This window comes from Pseudomonas oryzihabitans NBRC 102199 (assembly GCF_000730625.1).
GTDB classification, from domain to species: domain Bacteria; phylum Pseudomonadota; class Gammaproteobacteria; order Pseudomonadales; family Pseudomonadaceae; genus Chryseomonas; species Chryseomonas oryzihabitans.
Window position 1 is genome coordinate 167,889 of the sequence record NZ_BBIT01000013.1, and the last position, 21,404, is coordinate 189,292.

Here is a 21,404-nt window from a genome sequence, read left to right on the forward strand (position 1 = left end):
TGATGGCCAATTGCCCTGCTGTGATGGCGGTTGCAGTCGAATTCACAGAGACATCTGGATGTCAGCCCTTCCCGAGAAAGCCAACCGGCTCCGCGCCGCCCTTCGTGCAGGCCGGATCCGATGACGGACCTGGTACGCCCCGACTCGCCGGCGGCCGAATTGCACGCCGTACGGCGTTGGCTCGAAGTCGAACGCAGCGCCCGGCAGCGCACCGAACGCTCGCTGCACCTCATCGCCTCGGCCTTCGCCCTCTGCCGCGACGCCATGGCCGTGCTGACCGAAAGCGGTCAGATCATCGAAGCCAATGACGCCCTGCGCGCCCTGATGCTCAGCGCGGAGCGCAGTGTCAGCGGCCAGTACCTGTCGCACTACATCAAGTTGCCCGAGGCGGCCATCCGCACCTTCGAGCGCGACGGCTATGCCCTGTGCGAAGCCCAGTTCCACGTCTCCGCCAAGCGCGTCACGCCGGTGGAGATCAGCCTGAGCCGCTTTGCCGGCGAGGCGGATCGCGAAGGCTATGTGGTCGCCAGCCTGAGGGACATCACCGAGCGCAAGCGCGCCGAGCAGGCCCTGGAACGCATGGCCCTGAGCGATGCCCTGACCCAGCTGCCCAACCGGACCTCCTTCTACCAGAATTTCGAGACGCGCCTGCAGAAGCTGGAGGAGACCGGCAACCTGGCGGTGCTGTTCATCGATGTCGATGGCTTCAAGGAGGTCAACGACTCCCTGGGCCATGCGGCCGGTGACGAGTTGCTCTGCGCCCTGGTGCGGGAGTTGCGCCAGGTGCTGGGCGCCGGCGAGGTGCTGGCGCGCTGGGGTGGCGATGAATTCGTTGCCCTGCTGGACGTGAGCGATCGTGACCAGGCCCGCCAGGTGGCCGAGCAGCTGGTGCAGGCGGTGGGTCGCCAGCAATGCATCGCCGGCCACGATATCCGCGTATCGGCCAGCATCGGCCTGAGTCTGGCGCCCGAAGAGGGGCTGGATGTGGAGACCCTGCTGCGCAACGCCGATGCCGCCATGTACGCGGCCAAGGCGGCCGGCAAGAGCCGGGTGCGCTGCTACGATCCGCAGCTGACCAGCGAGGCGCGCAGCAAGGTGACCCTGCTGGCCCATCTGCATGGCGCCATCGAGGCCGAGCTGATCACCTTCGTGCTGCAGCCCAAGTTCGATGCCCGTCAGCGCATGATCAGCGCCGAGTTGCTGGCGCGCTGGAATTGTCCGGGCGTCGGCGCCGTGCCGCCCAATGTCTTCGTCGCCCTGGCCGAGCAGAACGGCATGGCCTCGGCCCTCGGGCGCCTGGCCATCCGCCGCGCGGCCGGTTGCGCCCGGGCCCTGCAGGACGCCGGCCTGCAGATCCCGGTGGCGGTCAACATCTCGCCGCTGCAGGTGGCCGATGATGAACTGGTCGAAGTCCTGGCGGCGGCCTGCACCGAATTCGCTATCGCGCCCGGGGCCCTGGAGCTGGAGGTGACCGAGTCGGTGTTCCTGCAGAAGGGCACCCCGGAGCGGCGCCTGGCCCTGTTGCGTGAGCAGGGCTTTCGGGTGGCGATGGATGACTTCGGCACCGGCTATTCGTCGCTGGGCTATCTGCACCGCTTGCCCTTCGACACCATCAAGATCGACCGCAGCTTTCTGCTGGCGGTGGACGCCGACGACAGATCCCGGCAGCTGCTGGCCGGCATCGTCAGCCTGTGCCGCGCACTGGACATGCAGATCGTCGCCGAAGGGGTGGAAACCCAGACCCAGTTCGAATTGCTCAAGGACCTGGGCGTGGACACCTTCCAGGGCTTCCTGCTGGGGCGCCCGCAATCCCTGGAGTGCCTGCTGGACGCTATCCGCGCCGCCGACCGCTAGCCGCGCCGCTCGGCCAGCACGCCCAGCAGGCAGACGCCGATCAGCAGCACCGGGGCCAGGGCGTAGTTGTTGAACTGCGCCAGGCCCTTGACCACCCAGGGGGTCAGGAAGGTCATGGCGGCGCCATAGATTGCCAGGCAGGCCAGGGCGAAGGCCGGGACCCGGACGGCGGTCGGCAGGCTGCCCAGGCGCGCCTGGATGAAGGCGTTGACCTGGCTGCCGAACAGCACCAGCAGGGTGGCGGTGACCGCCAGGGCCACCTCGTCCAGGTGGCTGCGACTCCAGCGGGAGAGGTCGGCGATATGGTCGAGTACGAAGTCCAAGGCAGAGCTCCTCGTCAGTCAGGCAGAAAGGATTGCAAGAGGTCGTTCAGGAACAGCTGGCCGCGGGCGGTGGGGCGCAGGCGCTCCTCGTCCTCGGCCAGCAGGCCGGCGCGGCGCGCCGCGGCCAGCGCCGGCGCCAGGCTGTCCAGCGACTGACCGGTCCGCTGGGGATACCAGGCGGCGGGCACCCCGTCGACCAGGCGCAGGGCGTTCATCATGAAATCGAAGGGCAGATCGGCCGGCTCCAGAGCTTTCGCGCCGGCCTGGAAGGCCTTGGCCGGATCCAGGTAGTCCTTGGGCAGACGGGTCTTCCAGGTGCGCAGCAGGGTACCGTCCGGGGCGCTGAGCTTGGCGTGGGCGCCGGCACCGATGCCGAGGAAGTCGCCGAAGCCCCAGTAGTTGAGATTGTGCCGCGCCTGGCGCCCGGGCTGGGCATAGGCGGAGGTCTCGTATTGCCCGTAGCCGGCGGCCGTCAGCCGCGCCTGGCCGGCTTCCTGGATGTCCCAGAGGGTGTCGTCTTCGGGCAGCTCCGGCGGCTGGCTCCAGAACACCGTGTTGGGCTCCATGGTCAGCTGGTACCAGGACAGGTGCGTGGGCGCCAGGGCGATGGCCTGCTCCAGGTCACCGAGGGCATCGGCCACGCTCTGCTCGGGCAGGCCGTGCATGAGGTCCAGGTTGAAGTTGTCGAAACCGGCGGTGCGCGCCCGGTCGGCGGCGCGGATGGCTTCCTCGCGCCCGTGGATACGCCCCAGGGCCTTGAGCTTGGCGTCCTGGAAACTCTGGATGCCGATCGACAGCCGATTGATGCCCAGGCCGCGATAGGCGACGAACTTGGCCTGCTCGAAGGTGCCGGGGTTGGCTTCCAGGGTGATCTCGATGTCCGGCGCGAAGCTCAGGCGCCGGGCCACGCCGTCCAGCAGACGCCCCAGGGCCTCGGCGGAAAACAGACTGGGCGTGCCGCCGCCAAAGAAGATCGAGGTCAGCGGGCGGCCATGGACGTGCACCAGGTCCCTGTCCAGATCCGCCAGCAAGGCGTCGACGTACTCCACTTCCGGCAGGGTCGGACCGGCCGCATGCGAGTTGAAGTCGCAATAGGGGCACTTGCGCACGCACCAGGGGATGTGGATGTAGAGCGCCAGTGGCGGCAGGGCGAACACCTGGGTCACAGGCCGAGCCGTTGCTTGAGCTGGGCCATGGCGCGGGCGCGATGGCTGCGCTGGTTCTTTTCCGCCGGCGCCAGTTCGGCTGCGGAGACCGCTTCGCCATCGGGCTGGAACAGCGGATCGTAGCCGAAGCCATGCTCGCCCTGGGCGGCATGCAGGATGCGCCCGGGCCAGAGGCCTTCGCAGAGGACCGGTAGCGGATCGTCGGCGTGACGCACCAGCGCCAGCACGCAGACGAATTGGCCGGTGCGCTCGGCGTCGGGCACCTCTTTCAAGGCCTCGAGCAGCTTGGCGTTGTTGGCCGCATCGCCCTGGCCGTCGGCGTAGCGCGCGGAATAGATGCCGGGGGCGCCGCCGAGGGCGTCTACCGCCAGGCCCGAATCGTCGGCCAGGGCCGGCAGACCGGACAGCCGCGCCGCGTTGCGTGCCTTGAGGATGGCGTTCTCGACAAAGGACAGCCCGGTTTCCTCGGGCTCCACCTGGCTGAATTCACCCACCGAGCGCACCCGCACCCGGTCGCCGAGCATGGCCTGGAGTTCCTTGAGCTTGCCGGCGTTGTGGCTGGCGAGCACCAGTTCGGTAAGGTCGGACATGGGAGACTCCGCGTCGCGTTGAGAAGGGCGGCGTATTGTACGCGAAGCCGTGCCCGGGCTGGATGCGCCCCCCGTGCCTTACGTCATATCGCGACGCGATGCTCCTGCAGGCGCGGCGCGCTGACCCGGTAGATGCCGATCTCGCCGAGCAGGTTGGGCCACAGCTTGCTGGCCCAACCATGACGATGCAGGCGGTCCACGGCGAGGCGATCCAGCACCTGGGCGCGCTGTTCGCGGCAGAGGCGCTCGAAGTCCTCGAAGGTGCAGAAGTGGATGTTCGGCGTGTTGTACCAGGTGTAGGGCAGGAAGTCGGAGACCGGCATCCGCCCCCGGCCGCCCAGGTACAGCCGGCAGCGCCAGTGACCGAAGTTGGGAAAGGTGATGATGCACTGGCGACCGACCCTGAGCATCTCCTGGAGGATGCGATCGGGGTACTGCATGGCCTGCAGCGACTGGGTCATGACCACCACGTCGAAGCTGTCGCTGGCGAAGTTGGCCAGGCCGCCGTCGAGATCCTGCTCGATGACGTTGACGTCCTTGAGCAGGCATTCGGCGATCTTGTCCGGGTCGATCTCCAGGCCGTAGCCGGTGACCTGCTTGTGATCGCGCAGCCAGGCGAGCAACTCGCCGGTGCCGCAACCGAGGTCGAGGACCCGGCTGCCGGCGGGGATCCATTCCTGAATGATGTCCAGATCGGCGCGCACGGCAGCTATACCTCGATGCGGGTCATGTAGTGGGAGAAGGCCTGCAGATAGCGCGGGATGGGGATGAGGAAGGCGTCGTGACCCTGGGGGGCGTCGACCTCCAGGTAGCTGACGTCCTTGCGCGCGGCCATCAGGGCGTTGACGATCTCCTTGGAGCGCGCCGGCGAGAAGCGCCAGTCGGTGGTGAAGGAGACGATCAGGAAGCGTGCCTGCACCCCGGCCAGGGTCTTGGCCAGGTCGCCGCCATGGGCGTGGGCCGGATCGAAGTAGTCCAGCGCCTTGGTCATCAGCAGGTAGGTGTTGGCGTCGAAGCGGCCGGAGAATTCCTCGCCCTGGTAGCGCAGGTAGCTCTCCACCTGGAATTCGACGCTGTGGAAGTCGTAGTTGAGCTGATCGGTCTTGAGTTCGCGACCGAATTTCTCGCCCATGGCCTCGTCGGACAGGTAGGTGATGTGGCCGACCATGCGCGCCAGCATCAGGCCGCGCTTGGGGATCACGCCCTTTTCCTGGAAGTGCCCGGCATGGAAGTCCGGGTCCGAGAGGATGGCCTGGCGCGCCACCTCGTTGAAGGCGATGTTTTCCGCCGACAGCTTGGGTGCCGAGGCGATGGCCAGGCAGTGGCGGATGCGCTCGGGATAGCTGATGGTCCACTGCAGCGCCTGCATGCCACCCAGGCTGCCGCCGATCACCGCCGCCCACTGCGCGATGCCCAGGCGATCGGCCAGCCGCGCCTGGCTGTTGACCCAGTCTTCCACGGTCAGCACCGGGAAGTCCGCGCCATAGGCGCGGCCGGTGTCGGGATTGGGACTGCTGGGACCGGTGGAGCCGTTGCAGCCACCGAGGTTGTTGAGGGCGACGACAAAGAACTTGCGGGTGTCGATGGGCTTGCCCGGACCGATGCAGCTGTCCCACCAGCCCGGCTTGCGGTCGTCGAGGCTGTGATAGCCGGCCGCGTGGTGATGGCCGGAGAGCGCGTGGCAGATCAGCACGGCGTTGCTGCGGCTGGCGTTGAGTTCGCCATAGGTCTCGACCATCAGGTCGTAGGCCGGCAGGGTGCGGCCACAGGCCAGGGCCAGGGGCTCGTTGAAGTGCAGCAGCTCGGGGGTGACCAGGCCGACGGAATCTTCGGGAATGACGCTGGGCATTGACGGCTCGTCCGGGGCGGGGCTCGCCAGTCTAAAGAGCGTCGCCAGGAGCGGCAAGGGCAGCCGTGGCGCGGCGGTCAGGGGCCGCGCCTCGGGTGGCGGATGGGGCTAGCCGACCCGCGCCAGCGGCAGGGTGACCACGTTGTCGTGGCGCTGGGAAGGGGCCGGCCGGCTGATCTGCTTGAGCATGTCGCTGACCTCGCTGAGCTGCCGGTGCAGGACGTCCTCGTGCACCTGCAGGCGCCGCACCTGCTCCTGGCTGTTGAGGTTCTGCTGGGTGAGCTGCTTGAGCGCCAGCATGCTGGTTTCCAGCAGCTGCTTCTGCTCGCGGGTGTGCTGCACCAGCGGGGTCAGGGCGCCGTCGTTCCAGCGCAGCACCTGGGCATGGGCGCCTTCCTGCAGGGCCTGGACCTCCTGGGCCACGGTGGCGAAGAAGCGGCGGGCCAGGGCGCTCTGCTCGGTGAGCAGGGTCTTGACCTGGCGCTGGACCTCCTCGGTCTTGAGTTGCAGCTGGCGCAGCTCGCGGACATAGGGGCGGATGCGTAGCCGCGGCGCTTCCAGGGGGTGTAGAGGATTCTCCACATTGTGCCGCTGGTAGACCGCGCCGAGCACCTTGTTGGCCCGGTCCGCCTCGTTGTCCAGGGCCAGCAGGTCATGCTCGACCACACGGAAGAAGCGGGCGATGGACTGGTTGATGCCGACGGTGGTCAGGCTGGTGCGGAATTCCCGGCGCGCGGTGTCCAGATGGGCGTCCAGGCGTTCCGGCGCGACCAGGTCGGTCAGCAGCTTGCGCTGCCCGGCCAGCATGTTCTGGGTGGTGCGCAGATCCAGCAGGCGGCGGTGATAGAGGTCGTATTCCTGGCGGGTGCGCGCGGTCTGCAATTCCAGGCCGGCACCGGGCAATTCCTCGTCGGCCAGTTGCGCGTACTGGGCGCGAATGGCTTCCAGGCGCTGCTCGATCAGGGTCCGGCTGGCACCCAGCAGACCACTGGCCTGCTGCACGATGCGCTGCTGCAGCAGGCGCTCGCGGGCGCCGACGATGCGTTCGGCGAGCAACTGTTCGAGGCTGTCCAGCTGGCTGCGCGCGAGCAGTTCCAGATCGCCGCGGACCTTGCCCAGCAAGGCCTGCTTGGCCGACAGCGGCAGGATGTGCTCGGCCGGTAGCGCCAGTTGCCGGGCGCTGGCCTGGCGGACGTTTTCCAGCGACTGGGCGACATGGGCGACGCCGCCGAGGTCGTCCCAGAGGCTGTCGATCTTGTTCATCACCGCGAACAGTCGCTCCGGGGCATCGCCCAGGGACGGCTTGACGCACTGCTCCCAGAGCGCGAGGTCCGAGGCGGTTACGCCGGTGTCGGCACCGATGAGAAAGAGCACGGCCTGGGCGTGGGGCAGCAGCGACAGGGTCAGCTCGGGTTCGGCGCCCAGGGCGTTGAGGCCGGGGGTGTCGAGGATGCGCAGGCCCTGGCGCAGCAGCGGATGATCGATGCTGATCAGCGCATGGCGCCAGGCCGGGATGCTGACCAGGCCGTCGCTGTCGAGTTGTTCCAGTTGCTCGGGATCGAAGCCCAGTTGCACGGCGACGGCGGTTTCCACCTCGCGGGTCTCGGTGACCTTGGCCAGCAGGGCGGCCATGGCGTCCGCGTGGCGGTCGTCCAGGGCGAAGCGCTGCCAGGCTTCGGGCGCCTTGCGCCAGGCGGTCAGGCTGCGTTCGTCCAGGCGGCTGTCGATGGGCAGCAGCTGCAGATAGGGACCGTCGGCCCCGGCGTCGAAGAAGATCTCGGTGGGGCACATGGTGGTGCGCCCGGCCTGGGACGGCAGCATGCGCTGGCCGTAGTCGGCGAAGAAGAGGGCGTTGATCAGTTCGGTCTTGCCGCGGGAGAACTCGCCGGCGAAGGCCAGGGTGATGCCGTCGGCCTGCAATTCGCTCTGGCAGGTCGCCAGGGCGGCGTCCAGGGCCGGGGAGGCCAGACGATTACGCTGCAACCAGTCGCGGTAGCGGCCCAATTGGGTGTCGAGTTCGGCTTTCCACGCGGCATAGGCATCGACGTGGCGGAACAGGCGTTCCATAGGGGACTTCCTTGACCTGAACAGCAAAGGCTGGACGGTGCCCCAGCGTCCAGAGGACGTCAATGGCGCCTCCGCCACGACGCGGCGGGCGGTCGTGGCGGGTGCGCGAGTGGTGCGTCAGAGGAAGGGCGCGAGAATCTGCGGCATGCCGGTGGCCGCGGCCAGCTGGCCGATGACGAAGCGGTCCAGCAGGTTGATCACGATGAAGGCGAAGATCGGCGACAGATCCAGCCCACCCAGGCTCGGCAGGATGCGGCGGAAGGGTGCCAGCAGCGGCTCGCAGATCTGGTTGACCAGTTCGGCGGCCGGATTGTGTGTCTGGGGCGCGACCCAGGAGAGGATGACGCTGACGATCAGGGCAAAGAAGAACACCTTGAGGAACAGCGAGGCCACGCCGAGCAGGGCCCAGATCAGCAGGGCGGGGAACAGGCCGCCGATGCTGGCGCCGAGCAGCACCACCACGACCATCATCAGCGCCAGCTGGACCAGCACGGCCAGCACCAGGGCCGCCAGGTCGACGCCGCCGAAGCCGGGAATGATGCGTCGCACCGGCTTGAGCAGCGGCTGGGTGGCGCGCACGGTGAATTGCGACAGCGGATTGTAGAAGTCGGCCCGGACCAGCTGCAGGATGAAGCGCAGCAGGATGATCAGCAGATAGAGACTGCCGAGGGTCTGGATGACATAGACGAGAGCTTGCGCGAGAGCGGACATGGATACTCCTTATCGATCCGGCAACTGGGCCAGTTCCGCAGCCCGGTCGGCCGCGGCGGTGAGGGCTTCTTCCACCAGGTCCTCGAAGGCCCCGGCTTGGAAGGTTTCGATGGCGCGCTCGGTGGTGCCCTTGGGGGACATCACCGAACGACGCAATTGTTCGGGGCTGCGGTCACCCTGGCAGGCCATGGCGGCGGCGCCGCGGGCGGTGTGCAGGGTCAGTTGCTGGGCGACCTCGGCCGGCAGGCCGAGCTTGGTGCCGGCCTGGGTCATGGCTTCCATCAGCAGGAAGAAATAGGCCGGGCCGCTGCCGGAGACGGCGGTGACCGCGTCCAGCTGCTGTTCTTCCTCGACCCACAGGGCCAGGCCGACCGCGGCGAGGATCTCCTGGGCACGGGCGCGCTGCTCGGCGCTGACCTGGTCATTGGCGAACAGGCCGCTGGCGCCCAGGCGCAGCTGCGAGGGCACGTTCGGCATGCAGCGCACCAGCGCGCGCGGGCCCAGCCAGCGGGTCAGGCTGGCGCAGGTGATGCCGGCGGCGACCGAGACGATCAGCTGGTCCGGACGCAGATGGGGGGCCAGTTCCTGGCAGACCTCGCCCATGACCTGGGGCTTCACCCCCAGCACCACCACGTCGGCGTCGGCGAGCACGGCGCTGTTGCTGGCCTCGACGCGGATGCCGTGCTCCCGGGCCAGGGCTTCGCGCTTGGCCGGATTGCGATTGCTGGCGCTCAGCTGCCGGGCCGGCACGCCCTGGGCGAGCAGGCCGCCGATGATGGCGCCGGCCATGTTGCCGGCGCCGATGAAGGCGATGCGGGTGTCGTTCATCGAGACTTCCTAGGTTGAAGAGGCGGCGCCGTAGTCGCGGGCGCCAAAGAGGGCGGTACCGACGCGGACCCAGGTGGCGCCCTCGGCGATGGCGGCTTCCAGATCCTGGCTCATGCCCATGGACAGGGTGTCCAGGCCCAGGTTCAGGGCTTCGCTCAGGGTGCGCAGCCGGGCGAAGGCGGCGCGCTGGCTGGCCGGGTCGTCGGTGGGTTCGGGGATGGCCATCAGGCCACGCAGGCGCAGGTTGGGCAACCGGCTGACCGCGGCGGCCAGGGCCGGCAGCTCGTCGGGGTGGCAGCCGGACTTGCTGGCTTCGCCGCTGACGTTGACCTGCAGGCAGATGTTCAGCGGACCGCGCTCGGGCGGGCGCTGCTCGGCCAGGCGCTGGGCGATCTTCAGGCGATCCACCGAATGCACCCAGTCGAAATGGCTGGCGATGGCGCGGGTCTTGTTGGACTGGATAGGGCCGATGAAATGCCACACCAGGGGCAGGTCGGCCAGCGCCGGCTGCTTGTCCAGCGCCTCCTGCAGATAGTTCTCGCCAAAGTCGCGCAGACCGGCAACGGCGGCCTCGCGCAAGGCGGCGGCGGGCTTGGTCTTGCTCACCGCCAGGAGGCCGACAGTCGCGGGATCGCGGCCTGCCGTCCGGCTGGCGGCGGCGATGCGTTCGAGTACGGTTGCGCTATTCTCGGCTATCGTGGACATTCAGCCCCTGCTTGCGTCGGCGCATCCGGCAGGCCTCGGCGTACCGGATGAGTGAGTGGCGGTGACCAGGTCAGACCGCCAGTGCTGCGCGGCATTCTACCTGCTTGCTCGACATCTGGGAGTCCCATGGATATCACCGAATTGCTGGCCTTTTCCGCGCGGCAAGGCGCCTCCGACCTGCACCTGTCCGCCGGCCTGCCGCCGATGATCCGCGTCGACGGCGACGTGCGCCGCATCAACCTGCCGGCCTTCGAGCACAAGCAGGTGCACGCGCTGATCTACGACATCATGAACGACAAGCAGCGCAAGGACTTCGAGGAATTCCTGGAGACCGACTTCTCCTTCGAGGTGCCGGGTGTGGCGCGCTTCCGGGTCAACGCCTTCAACCAGAATCGCGGTGCCGGCGCGGTGTTCCGGACCATTCCATCCAAGGTGCTGAGCATGGAAGAGCTCGGCATGGGCGAGGTGTTCAAGAAGATCACCGACGTCCCGCGCGGCCTGGTACTGGTGACCGGGCCGACCGGCTCGGGCAAGTCCACCACCCTGGCGGCCATGCTCGACTACCTCAACAACACCAAGTACCACCACATCCTCACCATCGAGGATCCCATCGAATTCGTCCACGAATCCAAGAAGTGCCTGGTCAACCAGCGCGAGGTGCACCGCGACACCCTGGGCTTCTCCGAGGCCCTGCGCTCGGCCCTGCGCGAAGACCCGGACATCATCCTGGTGGGCGAGCTGCGCGACCTGGAGACCATCCGCCTGGCGCTGACCGCGGCCGAGACCGGGCACCTGGTGTTCGGCACCCTGCACACCACCTCGGCGGCCAAGACCATCGATCGGGTGGTGGACGTCTTTCCGGCGGAAGAGAAGTCGATGGTGCGTTCCATGTTGTCCGAATCCCTGCAGGCGGTGGTTTCCCAGACCCTGCTCAAGAAGGTCGGCGGCGGCCGGGTAGCGGCCCACGAGATCATGATCGGCACGCCGGCCATCCGTAACCTGATCCGCGAGGACAAGGTGGCGCAGATGTATTCCTCGATCCAGACCGGTGGCGGCCTGGGCATGCAGACCCTGGACATGTGCCTCAAGGCGCTCCTGGCCAAGGGCCTGATCAGCCGCGACGCGGCCCGCGAGAAGGCCAAGACGCCGGAGAACTTCTGATGGATTTCGACAGGTTCCTGCAACTGATGGTGGACAAGGGGGCGTCCGACCTCTTCATCACCACCGGCGTGCCCCCTTCGATGAAGATCAACGGGCGCATGACGCCGGTCACCAAGGACTCGCTCACGCCCGAGCAGTGCCGGGCCCTGGTGCTGGGGGTGATGAACGACGAGCAGCGGCAGGAATTCCAGCAGAAGCGCGAGTGCAACTTCGCCATCAGCGCCCGCGGCATCGGCCGCTTCCGGGTCAGCGCCTTCTACCAGCGCAACCTGGTGGGCATGGTGCTGCGCCGCATCGAGGTCAATATCCCCACCGTCGAGCAGCTGCGCCTGCCGGAGATCATCAAGAAGCTGGCCATGACCAAGCGCGGCCTGGTGATCTTCGTCGGCGCCACCGGCACCGGCAAGTCCACCTCGCTGGCGGCCATGATCGGCCACCGCAACAAGAACTCGGCGGGGCACATCATCTCCATCGAGGACCCCATCGAGTACATCCACCAGCACCAGGGCTGCATCGTTACCCAGCGCGAGGTGGGCATCGACACCGAGTCCTTCGAGGTGGCGCTGAAGAACACCCTGCGTCAGGCGCCGGACGTCATCATGATCGGCGAGATCCGCAGCCGGGACACCATGGAGCACGCCCTGGCCTTCGCCGAGACCGGCCACCTGTGCCTGGCCACCCTGCACGCCAACAACGCCAACCAGGCGCTGGACCGCATCATCCACTTCTTCCCGGCCGATCGGCACAGCCAGACCTGGATGGACCTCTCGCTCAATCTCAAGGGCATCGTCGCCCAGCAACTGGTGCCCACCATTGATGGCCAGGGCCGCCGTGCGGTGATCGAGGTGCTGCTCAACACCCCGCTGGTCGCCGACCTGATCCGCAAGGGCGAGGTGCACGAGCTCAAGGCGCTGATGAAGAAGTCCGGCGAGCTGGGCATGCAGACCTTCGACCAGTCGCTCTACGGGCTCTATCGTGATGGCGAGATCACCTACGAGGCCGCCCTGGCCCACGCCGACTCCGCCAACGACCTGCGCCTGATGATCAAGCTGGGTTCGGAAACGGATGCCGATCACCTCAATCAGATCACCCGCAACCTCTCGGTGGACATGGGCGACGAGCCGCCCAAGCGCTTCCGCTAGCCTTCGGCTGTGCTGCCGGCCGCCAGGGCCCTGGCCTCGCGCAGGGCGGCGACCAGGGCCTGGCGCGCCTGGTCCTGCTGCTCGGCATCCGGGGTGCGCAGGATGTAGGAGGGGTGATAGGTGGCGATGATCCAGCGCTCGTCCAGTCGCAGGGGCCGTCCCATGAATTGCGCCAGACCCCTCGGCTTGCGCTTGAGCAGGGCTTCCAGGGCGGTCGAGCCCAGGACCACCACGACTGTCGGCTGGATGTCGCGCAATTCCTGCTCCAGCCAGTAGCGGCAGGGGGCAATCTCCGGTCCCGGGGTGACGTGCTTGCGTCTTCTGCCCTGGGGAATCCACTTGAAGTGCTTGACCGCATTGGTGAGGAACACCTCGCTGCGCTCGAGGCCGGCTTCGGCCAGCGCCGCCATCAGCACCTGCCCGGCCGGGCCGACGAAGGGCCGGCCCGCCAGGTCCTCCTGATCGCCGGGCTGTTCGCCCAACAGCAGGATGCGCGCGGTGCGCGGGCCTTCGCCGGCCACCGGCTGGGTGGCCTTTTCCCAGAGTTCGCAGCGACGGCACTCGTCGAGGGTGGTGGGCAGCGGGCGTTCGGGCTGGGCACGCTCGGCCGCGATCAGCACCTCGCGACCGCTCTGGCGACCTACGGCCTCGGCCTGGGCCAGGCGCTGGGCGCCGGCCCGCGCCTCGCTGAGCAGCGCCGGGATCAGCGGCCCTTCCGGCAGATCCTTCCAGAAACGCGCCGGCATGTTGCCCCTCAGGGTGCGCGGATTGGCCCGCGCCGGATTGAAGGTGCTGCGGTAGTAGGCGCGCCAGAGTTCGTCACCAGCGTTGCGGTCGTCGTCTTCCGGCGTCTGTCGGGCCAGGCGTTGCAGCTCGGCGGGGCAGGGCTCCACCAGTTGCAGCGCCTGACCGTCCCAGAGCGCGGCGGCTTCGGGGGTCGCGATCAGCCAGCTGCTGTTGCCCATGCGGTCGCAGAAGTGCGGCGCCGCCAGGGCCAGGACGTCGTGGGCCGGCTGGTGCCAGGCCACCCAGGCCGGCGGACCTGCGCTTGACGCGCGCGGCCGAAAGCGCAGGAAGGCATGCACATGGTGGATCTCGCGGCGGATCGCCTTGACCCGGCGCTGCAATTCGCTGCCGTCTTCGTCACCGGCCAGCATGGCTGCCCGTTCGCCGCGGGCGACGCGCCAGAGCACCTGGTAGAGCAGCGCCCAGCGATCGTCGCTGCGAAAGCAGGCGGCGTAGGTCAGGGCTTCGGCCAGTTGCGGCGGGATGCGTATGGCGCCGCTGGGCGGGGGCGCCACGACTTCGGCCGGTTCGTCGAACAGATCGCCCAGGCCGCGACTCTCCTGCCAGCTCACCTGGGCCGGCGGGATACCAGCCTGCAACAGCCGCCGCGCCTCCTTGCGCCAGCCGGCGAAGGTACCGTCGAAATCGACTCTCTGCATCTAGAGCAGGGCGAGCTGAGCGGGCGGTTCGGCGAGCTGCCGGCGCAGGTCCAGGGACTCGGCCAGGCGCGGTTGCGGGCGATAGTCCTGGGTGACGATGAAGGGGCGCGCCTTTTCCACGCTGCATTTCAGGCGGATCAGGTCGGCGTAGCGGATGCGCCGCTCGCGTCTGAGCTCCACCAGCCGCTTGGCCGAGAGCACGCCGATGCCGGGTACTCGGGCGATCAGCGCCTGGTCGGCGCGATTGAGATCCAGCGGGAAGATGGCGCGATTGTGCAGCGCCCAGGCCAGCTTGGGATCCACGTCCAGCGGCAGCTGGCCGTCTTCGGTGGGCAACTCATCCGCTTGGAAGCCATAGCCACGCATGAGGAAGTCGGCCTGGTACAGGCGATGCTCGCGCAGCAGCGGCGGCGGTTGCAGCGGCACCGTGCCCGGGCTTTCCGGGATGGGGCTGAAGGCCGAATAGTAGACCCGCTTGAGGCGATAGGCGCCGTACAGCGTCTGGGCGGTGTCGAGAATGGTGCGGTCGTCGGTGGCATCGGCGCCCACGATCATCTGGGTGCTCTGGCCCGCTGGCGCGAAGCGCGGCGCCTTGGCTTCGGCCTCGGCTTCTTCCAGGCCCAGGCGGATGTTGCCCATGGTCTTGCGGATGCTGCTGCCGTTCTTTTCCGGCGCCAGCTTGATCAGGCTGCTCTCGGTGGGCAGCTCGATGTTGACCGACAGGCGGTCGGCATAGAGACCCGCCTGGGCGATGATCTCGGGATCGGCGTCGGGAATGGTCTTGAGGTGGATGTAGCCGCGGAACTGGTGCTGTTCGCGCAACAGCTGGGCGACCCGGGTCATCTGCTCCATGGTGTAGTTGGAGGAGCGGATGATGCCGGAGCTGAGGAACAGCCCGCTGATGACATTGCGCCGATAGAAGTCGAGGGTCAGCTGCACCACTTCCTCGGGCGTGAAGCGCGCCCGCGGCACGTTGCTGCTGCGGCGATTGACGCAGTACTGGCAGTCGTACTGGCAGAAGTTGGTCAGCAGCACCTTGAGCAACGCCACGCAACGCCCATCCGGGGTGAAGCTGTGGCAGATGCCCATGCCATCGGTCGAGCCCAGGCCGTCCTTGCCCTTCGAGCTGCGTTTGGGCGCGCCGCTGCTGGCGCAGGACACGTCGTACTTGGCGGCATCGGCGAGAATGATCAGCTTGTCGGCGAGCTCCATCGAGATCTCCTGGACTGTGATTGCATACAGTATCCAGGAAGCGGAGCGTCGTTCAATGGCTTTGCGCCGGGCGGCGCCGAGTGGAGCGACACTCCGCCGGGCGGTAGTGCCCGGCGGAGCGAGGGGGAGGGATCAGGACTTGCGGGTACGCTTGGTACGCGGCTTGTCCGCGACGGGATCGGCTTCCGCCGCCAGAGTGGTGGGCTGCTGCAGCACGCGCTTGGCCGAGGCGAAGCGCTTGGTCCAGTAGGGCTTGCTCAGGTGATCGACGCGCACGCTCTCGCCACTGCGCGGGGCATGGACGAATCTATCGTTGCCTAGGTAGATGGCGACGTGATCGATACCGCTGCGCTGACCGGTCTTGAAGAACACCAGGTCGCCGGCCTTGAGATCGCCACGGGCGACCTTGGGTCCCTTGAGCTGGGCCAGCTCCCGGGAAGTACGCGGCAGCTTGACGTTGTGCACGTCGCGATAGACGTAGTTGACCAGGCCGCTGCAATCCAGACCGTTCTGCGGATTGGTACCGCCGAAGCGATAGGGCGTGCCGACCAGGTCCATGGCGCGGGTCGCCACCTGAGCGCCGACGTTGCGGGTGGCGGCCTGGGCGGTGGCCTGTTTGCGGTGCAGGGCGCTGGTCGCACGGGCGGCGCGCTTGGCGCGGGCCGCGGAGGCTGCCTGGGCACGGTCGACGCTGGCGACGTGGCGAGCGGCGGCCTTGGGCGCGGGAGCAGCGGCGGCGTGCCGGGCGGTCTTGGGAGCTGAGGCGGCGGTGACATGCCGGGCTGCGACCTTGTGGACCGGAGCGGCAGTGCGCGCTGCAGAGTTCTCTTTCGCTTGCACTGCCGCGGGCAGTACAAGACAGGCGGAGAGCCATGTCAGAAGAAATAGACGCATTGTCGTAGGGGTGTCTGAAGATCGAAGCGAGGGATTCTATACCAACCCTGTGGATATTTTGTGCACCTCTCATCAAGAAATTATGTAATTTTTAGCGGAAAGTGAGGTCCCTTGAGCGCCAGCCAGTGAGACTCCCTGGGCATTCATCCAGTTTTCGACATAAAGTCACGGTGAAGGTAAGGGTGTAGGTAAGGCGGGTCTTTTCCTTCAGTCGCGAGGTAGTAGGCATGCGGTATCAGGACACCCACAGCAAGGTCATGGGCTATCTGCTGTGGATCTTCGGCTTTCTCGGCGCCCACCGCTTCTACTATGGCAAGCCGGTCACCGGCACGATCTGGTTCTGCACCCTGGGCCTGCTGGGCATCGGCTGGCTGATCGACCTCTTCCTGATCCCGGCCATGGATCGCGAGGCGGACCTGCGCTTCCAGTCCGGTTCGCTCAACTACAGCCTGGGCTGGATCCTGCTGACCTTTCTCGGCATCTTCGGCGTGCACCGCCTCTACCTGGGCAAGTGGATCACCGCCATCCTCTATTTCTTTACGGCGGGTTTCTTCCTACTGGGCGTGCTCTACGACTTCTGGACGCTCAATTCGCAGATCTCCGAAGAGAATCGCCGGCGGCTGGTACGCTAGCGTCGGCTGGATGGCAAGAAGAAGGGGCTCCATGGAGCCCCTTCTTCTATTCAGGCGTCACGGCGGTAGGTGGTGCGGCCACCCACCAGGGTGCGTTCGATGCGTCCCCCCAGGGTGAGGCCCTGGAAGGGGCAGTTGCGCCCACGGGACAGCCAGGGCGTGGCGGCCTGGGCGGTCGGCTGCTGGGCGAACAGCACCAGGTCCGCCGGCAGGCCCTTGGCCAGGCGGCCCGCCGCCAGGCGCAGGGCCTGGGCCGGGCCGCTGGTGAGGCGGGCCAGCAGGGTCGGCAGATCCAGCAGGCCATCGTCCACCAGGGTCAGGGCCAGGGGCAGCAGCAATTCGACGCTGCTGATGCCCGGCTCGGTGGCGGCGAAGGGCGCCAGCTTGGCGTCCGCCTCGTGGGGCTGGTGATGGCTGGAGATGGCGCCGATCACCCCGTCCCGTACCCCGGCGCGCAGGGCGTCGCGATCGCGCGCGGTGCGCAGCGGCGGCTTGACGTGATAGAGACTGGAAAAGCCCTGCAGGGCCTCGTCGGTGAGCAGCAACTGGTAGAGCGCCACATCGGCGGTCACCGGCAGGCCGCGCGCCTGGGCGGCGGCGATCATCTCCACCGCGCGGGCACTGGTCAGCTGCCCGAAGTGGGCGCGCACGCCACTCTGTTCCACCAGCAGCAGGTCGCGGGACAGGGCGATGGTCTCCGCGGTCTCCGGGATGCCGGTGAGACCCAGGAAGCTGGCGGTGGGCCCTTCGTGGGCCAGGCCGCCGTGGGCCAGATCGGCGTCCAGGGCGGTAAAGACCACGGTGAGGTCGAAGGTGGCGGCGTATTCCAGCGCCCGCCGCTGCACCCGCAGATTCTCGAAGGGCTGCAGGCCATTGGTGAAGGCCACGCAACCGGCATCGCGCAGGGCCATCAGTTCGGCCAGCTGTTCTCCGCCCAGGCCCTTGGTCAGGGCGCCGATGGGATGGACGCGGGCGTGATCGGCGGTGCGCGCCCGGTCGAGGATGAGTTCGGCCACCGCCGTGGTGTCCAGCACCGGACGGGTGGTGGGCGGGCAGCAGAGGCTGGTGACGCCACCGGCCGCGGCGGCGCGGGTCTCGCTGTCGACGTTGCCCTTGCGGGTCAGGCCCGGTTCGCACAGGGCGACATCCAGATCGACCAGGCCGGGCGCCAGGATCAGGCCGCTGGCGTCCAGCTGCTCGTCGGCCTGGAAGCCCTGAGGCGCCTCGCCGAGGGCGAGGATGCGACCCTGGTCGACATGGACGTCGCCGATCTGGTCGAGACCGGTGGCCGGGTCGATCACCCGGGCATTGCGGATGCTCAGGCTCACTGCGCATTCTCCTGTAGCTGACGCTGGGCCGTCTGCCCGCTCATGGTCATCGACAAAACCGCCATGCGGACCGCGATGCCGTAGGTGACCTGGTTGAGGATGACCGACTGCTCGCCATCGGCGACCGCGGATTCGATTTCGACGCCCCGGTTGATCGGCCCGGGGTGCATGACGATGGCATCGGGCTTGGCGCGCGCCAGGCGCTGGCGGGTCAGGCCGAACAGCCGGTAGTACTCGCCTTCGCTGGGCAAGAGGCCGCCCTGCATGCGCTCGCGTTGCAGGCGCAGCATGATCACCACGTCCACGCCGTCCAGGCCCTCGGCCAGGTCGGTGAAGGTGCGTACGCCATAGAGTTCTTCGAGGCCGACCGGCAGCAGGGTGCGCGGGGCGATCACGCGGATGTCGCGGCAACCCAGGGTGCGCAGCGCCAGCATGTCGGAGCGGGCGACCCGCGAATGCAGGATGTCGCCGACTATGGCCACCGACAGGTTGGCGAAATCGCCCTTGTGGCGGCGAATGGTCAGCATGTCGAGCATGCCCTGGGTGGGGTGCGCATGGCGGCCGTCGCCGCCGTTGATGATGGCCACATCGGGACAGACGTGTTCGGCGATGAAGTGGGCGGCGCCGGAGTCGGCGTGGCGCACCACGAACATGTCGGCAGCCATGGCTTCCAGATTGCGCAGGGTGTCGAACAGCGTCTCGCCCTTGCTGGTGGAGGAGGTGGAGACGTTGAGGGTGATGACGTCCGCCGACAGCCGCTTGGCCGCCAGTTCGAAGGTGGTGCGGGTGCGGGTCGAATTTTCGAAGAAGACGTTGCACACGGTCTTGCCGCGCAGCAACGGCACCTTTTTCACCGCCCGGGCACCGACCTCGAGAAAGGAGTCGGCGGTGTCGAGCAATTCGGTGAGGAGTTCGGCGGGCAGGTCGTCGAGTGACAGGAAGTGGCGCAATTGGCCCTGGGCGTTGAGTTGCAGCGAACGCGTAGCGTCGGTCATGGCGGCAGATCCAGGTCAGGCGGCGGGGACGTCGCGGTATTCGAGGGCGAGCGGCGAGGGGCCGGTCAGCTTGACGCGCTGGGTGGGGGCCAGGGTCAGGGTGGCGCCCACCACGTCAGGCTGGATCGGCAATTCGCGGGCATTGACGTCCAGCAGGCAGACCAGGGTCACACTGGCGGGACGGCCATAGTCGAAGAGTTCGTTGAGCGCCGCACGCACGGTGCGGCCACTCATCAGCACGTCGTCCACCAGCACCAGGTGGCGCCCGTCGATCTCGAACGGTAGGGCCGAGGGGCGCACCTGGGGGTGCAGGCCCTTCTGAGTGAAGTCGTCGCGGTAGAAGGAGACGTCCAGGCTGCCCAGCGGGGTGTCCAGGCCGAGTTCGGCCAGCAGGGCCTCGGCGACCCAGAGGCCGCCGGTATGGATGCCGACGAAGCCGGGGTCGGTGATGCCACGACGATTCAGCGACAGGCGCAGGTCGGCGGCCAGCCGCGGCAGGAGCTCGGCGGGAGAGGGCAGATGCATGGCTACTCCGATTGCGGGCGCGCGGCCCGTTCCAGTTGTTGGGTCAGCCAGCCTTCCAGGAGAAGGGCGGCGGCAAGGGCATCCACCGGGCGCTCGCGATAGCCGTCGCGCTGACCGCCCTGCAGGCGCTCGCCCTTGGCGGCATAGGTGGTGAGGCGCTCGTCATGGGTATGCACGGGCAAGCCGTAGCGGCCGTGCAGGCGGCGTGCGAAGCGTTCGGCGCGCTCGCTCATCTCGCTGGAGGTGCCGTCCATGTTCAGCGGCAGGCCGACCACCAGGGCGGTGGGCCGCCACTCGTCCAGCAGCCGCTGGATCTGCTGCCAGTCGGGTACGCCGTTCTGCGCCTTGAGGGTGAGCAGTTCGCGGGCCTGACCGGTCACGGCCTGGCCGACGGCGACGCCGATCTGCCGGGTGCCGTAGTCGAAGCCCAGGTAGAGCCCGCTGGGCGCGCTCATGCGTGGCCCGCCTGGCGCGAGAGCAGGCGCAGGTCGACCCCCAGCAGGGCGGCGGCCGCGCCGAGGCGCTGCTCGCTCGGCGTCTCGAACAGCAGGGCGCTGGTGGCCGGGGTGGTGAGCCAGAGATTGGCGGCGAGTTCTTCTTCCAGTTGGCCGGGCCCCCAGCCGCTGTAGCCCAGGGTGATCAGGTGGCGGCTCGGACCGGTGCCGTCGGAGAGGGCGAAGAGCACGTCCGGCGAGGTGGTCAGGCTCAGTTCTTCGAGTTCCAGGGTGTTCTGGAACACCGGGCCGGCGTCATGCAGGACGAAGCCGCGATCGGTCTGCACCGGACCGCCGGCATAGAGCGCCACTCGGGTGTCTTCCGGGGTGGCCGGTATGTCCGGACGCAGCTGTTCGAGCAGGTCGTCCAGGTGCAGGCCATTGGGCCGGTTGATCACCAGGCCCATGGCGCCGTCCGGGCCATGGTCGACGAGGTAGATCACCGTCTCGGCGAAATTGGGATCGTCCATCTGCGGCATGGCGATCAGGAGCTGGTGCTGTAGGGTGGTGCTGGAGGTCGGCTTCATGACCGGCAAGTTTCCCGGTTGCGCGGTCCGGCTTCAAGTCCAACGGCGTCCCGGGCTATTGACTGGACAGGCGGTCGCCACGCTCGAAGCGCCAGGTGCGGATGATCTCCAGGCGGTCGATGTCGGCCAGGTCGCCGCTGAAGGGGGCGAAGGGCGCCGCCAGCCGGACGATGCGCAGCGCCGCCTGATCGAGTACCTGGCGCCCCGAGGACTCCAGCACCTGGACCTCGTAGAGCGAGCCGTCCTTGTTGATGGACACCAGCAGGCGCAGGCTGCCGTAGAGGCGGTCGCGCTTGGCCTGTTCGGGGTAGTTGAGATTGCCGATGCGCTCGATCTTGCGCCGCCATTCTTCCTTGTAGCGGGCGCCCTTGTCCTTTTGCGTCGAGGCGGCGTTGATCCGCCAGATCTTCGGCCGCTTGGCGTATTGCTGGCGCTCTTCGGCGAGCTGGGCCTCCAGACTGGCGAGTTCGGCGGCCTGGCTGTCGGACTCGGGACTCGGCGCATCGCGCTGCTCCCGTTCGGGCGTCTCGCGACTGGGTTCGGCCTTGGTCGGCCGCGCGGCGCGGGTGGTCACCGCCGCCTTGGGTGCCTGGGCGCGATCCGCTGCGGGCGGGCGGGCTGGGTGCGCGGCCTGGCGGATCTCGCTGTCGTGGAAGGGCGCCTGCACCGGGGTGCTCGGGGCCGCCGCCTTGTCCAGGGTGCCGCTGCCCTGCTGGTTCTCCTGGGCGAGGAAGTCGGCCTGCTTGGGCGCCTCGTCACTCTTGAAGCTGGCCAGCGTCACCTCCAGGGTGCGGCTGATCTGGGTGGGCTCGGGCAGCGAAAAGCCGACGCCGAGAATCAGCACGACGTGCAGCAGGGTCGCGATGAGCAGCGTGAAGCCCAGGCGGTCGGCGGGACGAACCTGGCTGGCGGGGGAGGAGGCGGTGCTGGGCATTGACTGGGTCGGCAAGGGCAGA

General features: G+C 68.0%; 22 protein-coding genes. 4 read left to right on the forward strand and 18 right to left on the reverse strand.

The features are described from left to right. The first annotated feature begins 120 nt into the window (after window positions 1–120). Window positions 121–1,854, forward strand: a complete 1,734-nt coding sequence (locus POR01S_RS14550; protein ID WP_042136665.1) for a putative bifunctional diguanylate cyclase/phosphodiesterase — start codon at window positions 121–123, stop codon at window positions 1,852–1,854. On the opposite strand, the gene POR01S_RS14555 is transcribed toward POR01S_RS14550, so the two are convergent. The 9 genes from POR01S_RS14555 to POR01S_RS14595 form a co-directional block, all read right to left on the reverse strand. Further along, the gene (locus POR01S_RS14555) at window positions 1,851–2,177 is read right to left on the reverse strand and encodes a DUF3392 family protein (protein ID WP_007161657.1); all 327 of its coding nucleotides are present in this window, start codon (window positions 2,175–2,177) and stop codon (window positions 1,851–1,853) included. The two genes, POR01S_RS14550 and POR01S_RS14555, sit on opposite strands and share 4 nt — an antisense overlap. Window positions 2,178–2,191: 14 nt before the next feature. Continuing rightward, complete coding sequence (gene hemW / locus POR01S_RS14560; protein WP_042136666.1) at window positions 2,192–3,343, reverse strand: radical SAM family heme chaperone HemW; 1,152 nt, start codon at window positions 3,341–3,343, stop codon at window positions 2,192–2,194. Continuing rightward, entirely contained in the window at window positions 3,340–3,933 is a 594-nt protein-coding gene (gene rdgB / locus POR01S_RS14565) for an RdgB/HAM1 family non-canonical purine NTP pyrophosphatase (protein WP_042136668.1), read from the reverse strand. The genes hemW and rdgB overlap by 4 nt, the downstream gene beginning before the upstream one ends. A gap of 83 nt (window positions 3,934–4,016) precedes the next feature. Continuing rightward, on the reverse strand, window positions 4,017–4,637 hold the full coding sequence (gene metW / locus POR01S_RS14570; protein WP_007161660.1) for a methionine biosynthesis protein MetW: 621 nt from the start codon (window positions 4,635–4,637) through the stop codon (window positions 4,017–4,019). Between the two features lie 5 nt (window positions 4,638–4,642). Next, complete coding sequence (metX, locus tag POR01S_RS14575; protein ID WP_007161661.1) at window positions 4,643–5,782, reverse strand: homoserine O-succinyltransferase MetX; 1,140 nt, start codon at window positions 5,780–5,782, stop codon at window positions 4,643–4,645. A gap of 108 nt (window positions 5,783–5,890) precedes the next feature. Further along, a complete protein-coding gene (locus POR01S_RS14580; RefSeq protein WP_027598886.1) occupies window positions 5,891–7,849 on the reverse strand; it encodes a dynamin family protein in 1,959 nt (652 codons plus the stop codon). 117 nt (window positions 7,850–7,966) lie between these two features. Beyond that, entirely contained in the window at window positions 7,967–8,560 is a 594-nt protein-coding gene (locus tag POR01S_RS14585; RefSeq protein ID WP_007161663.1) for a YggT family protein, read from the reverse strand. 9 nt (window positions 8,561–8,569) lie between these two features. Beyond that, window positions 8,570–9,388, reverse strand: coding sequence for a pyrroline-5-carboxylate reductase (gene proC / locus POR01S_RS14590; protein ID WP_027602928.1), 819 nt, complete (start codon window positions 9,386–9,388; stop codon window positions 8,570–8,572). A gap of 9 nt (window positions 9,389–9,397) precedes the next feature. Then, window positions 9,398–10,093: a YggS family pyridoxal phosphate-dependent enzyme gene (locus POR01S_RS14595; RefSeq protein ID WP_027598884.1), complete on the reverse strand. Its 696-nt coding sequence runs from the start codon at window positions 10,091–10,093 to the stop codon at window positions 9,398–9,400. 126 nt (window positions 10,094–10,219) lie between these two features. On the opposite strand from POR01S_RS14595, the gene pilT reads away from it, so the two are divergent. Both pilT and POR01S_RS14605 read left to right on the forward strand, forming a co-directional pair. After that, window positions 10,220–11,254: a type IV pilus twitching motility protein PilT gene (gene pilT / locus POR01S_RS14600; RefSeq protein WP_007161666.1), complete on the forward strand. Its 1,035-nt coding sequence runs from the start codon at window positions 10,220–10,222 to the stop codon at window positions 11,252–11,254. Then, window positions 11,254–12,396: a PilT/PilU family type 4a pilus ATPase gene (locus POR01S_RS14605; RefSeq protein WP_007161667.1), complete on the forward strand. Its 1,143-nt coding sequence runs from the start codon at window positions 11,254–11,256 to the stop codon at window positions 12,394–12,396. The genes pilT and POR01S_RS14605 overlap by 1 nt, the downstream gene beginning before the upstream one ends. Here the strand turns inward: POR01S_RS14605 and POR01S_RS14610 are convergent. The 3 genes from POR01S_RS14610 to POR01S_RS14620 form a co-directional block, all read right to left on the reverse strand. Next, window positions 12,393–13,841, reverse strand: coding sequence for a UdgX family uracil-DNA binding protein (locus POR01S_RS14610; RefSeq protein ID WP_042136670.1), 1,449 nt, complete (start codon window positions 13,839–13,841; stop codon window positions 12,393–12,395). The genes POR01S_RS14605 and POR01S_RS14610 overlap by 4 nt on opposite strands. After that, window positions 13,842–15,053 (reverse strand): putative DNA modification/repair radical SAM protein, encoded by a 1,212-nt coding sequence (locus tag POR01S_RS14615; protein WP_027602931.1) that lies wholly within the window; start codon window positions 15,051–15,053, stop codon window positions 13,842–13,844. Between the two features lie 132 nt (window positions 15,054–15,185). After that, window positions 15,186–15,893, reverse strand: a complete 708-nt coding sequence (locus POR01S_RS14620; protein ID WP_027602932.1) for a C40 family peptidase — start codon at window positions 15,891–15,893, stop codon at window positions 15,186–15,188. A gap of 281 nt (window positions 15,894–16,174) precedes the next feature. Between POR01S_RS14620 and POR01S_RS14625 the strand changes: the two genes are divergently transcribed. Further along, the gene (locus POR01S_RS14625; protein ID WP_007161671.1) at window positions 16,175–16,579 is read left to right on the forward strand and encodes an NINE protein; all 405 of its coding nucleotides are present in this window, start codon (window positions 16,175–16,177) and stop codon (window positions 16,577–16,579) included. Between the two features lie 50 nt (window positions 16,580–16,629). Here the strand turns inward: POR01S_RS14625 and POR01S_RS14630 are convergent, their stop codons facing one another. From POR01S_RS14630 to POR01S_RS14655, 6 genes are read right to left on the reverse strand one after another with little or no spacing between them, the layout of a single operon-like run. Beyond that, window positions 16,630–17,907, reverse strand: coding sequence for a dihydroorotase (locus POR01S_RS14630; protein ID WP_042136674.1), 1,278 nt, complete (start codon window positions 17,905–17,907; stop codon window positions 16,630–16,632). Then, window positions 17,904–18,902, reverse strand: coding sequence for an aspartate carbamoyltransferase catalytic subunit (locus tag POR01S_RS14635; RefSeq protein ID WP_007161673.1), 999 nt, complete (start codon window positions 18,900–18,902; stop codon window positions 17,904–17,906). The genes POR01S_RS14630 and POR01S_RS14635 overlap by 4 nt, the downstream gene beginning before the upstream one ends. A 15-nt stretch (window positions 18,903–18,917) precedes the next feature. Continuing rightward, window positions 18,918–19,427: a bifunctional pyr operon transcriptional regulator/uracil phosphoribosyltransferase PyrR gene (gene pyrR / locus POR01S_RS14640; protein ID WP_042136676.1), complete on the reverse strand. Its 510-nt coding sequence runs from the start codon at window positions 19,425–19,427 to the stop codon at window positions 18,918–18,920. A gap of 2 nt (window positions 19,428–19,429) precedes the next feature. After that, complete coding sequence (gene ruvX / locus POR01S_RS14645) at window positions 19,430–19,882, reverse strand: Holliday junction resolvase RuvX (protein ID WP_042136678.1); 453 nt, start codon at window positions 19,880–19,882, stop codon at window positions 19,430–19,432. Further along, window positions 19,879–20,448 (reverse strand): YqgE/AlgH family protein, encoded by a 570-nt coding sequence (locus POR01S_RS14650; protein ID WP_027598878.1) that lies wholly within the window; start codon window positions 20,446–20,448, stop codon window positions 19,879–19,881. The genes ruvX and POR01S_RS14650 overlap by 4 nt, the downstream gene beginning before the upstream one ends. Window positions 20,449–20,503: 55 nt before the next feature. Further along, the gene (locus POR01S_RS14655) at window positions 20,504–21,382 is read right to left on the reverse strand and encodes an energy transducer TonB (protein WP_042136680.1); all 879 of its coding nucleotides are present in this window, start codon (window positions 21,380–21,382) and stop codon (window positions 20,504–20,506) included. Window positions 21,383–21,404 lie beyond the last annotated feature (22 nt).

Bases quoted from the DNA above. Each gene is read 5' to 3' on its own strand.
- POR01S_RS14550 (WP_042136665.1), top strand. From the start codon at position 121: ATGACGGACCTGGTACGCCCCGACTCGCCGGCGGCCGAATTGCACGCC.
- rdgB (WP_042136668.1), bottom strand. From the start codon at position 3,933: ATGTCCGACCTTACCGAACTGGTGCTCGCCAGCCACAACGCCGGCAAG.
- metX (WP_007161661.1), bottom strand. From the start codon at position 5,782: ATGCCCAGCGTCATTCCCGAAGATTCCGTCGGCCTGGTCACCCCCGAG.
- POR01S_RS14580 (WP_027598886.1), bottom strand. From the start codon at position 7,849: ATGGAACGCCTGTTCCGCCACGTCGATGCCTATGCCGCGTGGAAAGCC.
- POR01S_RS14585 (WP_007161663.1), bottom strand. From the start codon at position 8,560: ATGTCCGCTCTCGCGCAAGCTCTCGTCTATGTCATCCAGACCCTCGGC.
- proC (WP_027602928.1), bottom strand. From the start codon at position 9,388: ATGAACGACACCCGCATCGCCTTCATCGGCGCCGGCAACATGGCCGGC.
- POR01S_RS14595 (WP_027598884.1), bottom strand. From the start codon at position 10,093: ATGTCCACGATAGCCGAGAATAGCGCAACCGTACTCGAACGCATCGCC.
- pilT (WP_007161666.1), top strand. From the start codon at position 10,220: ATGGATATCACCGAATTGCTGGCCTTTTCCGCGCGGCAAGGCGCCTCC.
- POR01S_RS14605 (WP_007161667.1), top strand. From the start codon at position 11,254: ATGGATTTCGACAGGTTCCTGCAACTGATGGTGGACAAGGGGGCGTCC.
- POR01S_RS14610 (WP_042136670.1), bottom strand. From the start codon at position 13,841: ATGCAGAGAGTCGATTTCGACGGTACCTTCGCCGGCTGGCGCAAGGAG.
- POR01S_RS14615 (WP_027602931.1), bottom strand. From the start codon at position 15,053: ATGGAGCTCGCCGACAAGCTGATCATTCTCGCCGATGCCGCCAAGTAC.
- POR01S_RS14625 (WP_007161671.1), top strand. From the start codon at position 16,175: ATGCGGTATCAGGACACCCACAGCAAGGTCATGGGCTATCTGCTGTGG.
- POR01S_RS14635 (WP_007161673.1), bottom strand. From the start codon at position 18,902: ATGACCGACGCTACGCGTTCGCTGCAACTCAACGCCCAGGGCCAATTG.
- pyrR (WP_042136676.1), bottom strand. From the start codon at position 19,427: ATGCATCTGCCCTCTCCCGCCGAGCTCCTGCCGCGGCTGGCCGCCGAC.
- ruvX (WP_042136678.1), bottom strand. From the start codon at position 19,882: ATGAGCGCGCCCAGCGGGCTCTACCTGGGCTTCGACTACGGCACCCGG.
- POR01S_RS14650 (WP_027598878.1), bottom strand. From the start codon at position 20,448: ATGAAGCCGACCTCCAGCACCACCCTACAGCACCAGCTCCTGATCGCC.
- POR01S_RS14655 (WP_042136680.1), bottom strand. From the start codon at position 21,382: ATGCCCAGCACCGCCTCCTCCCCCGCCAGCCAGGTTCGTCCCGCCGAC.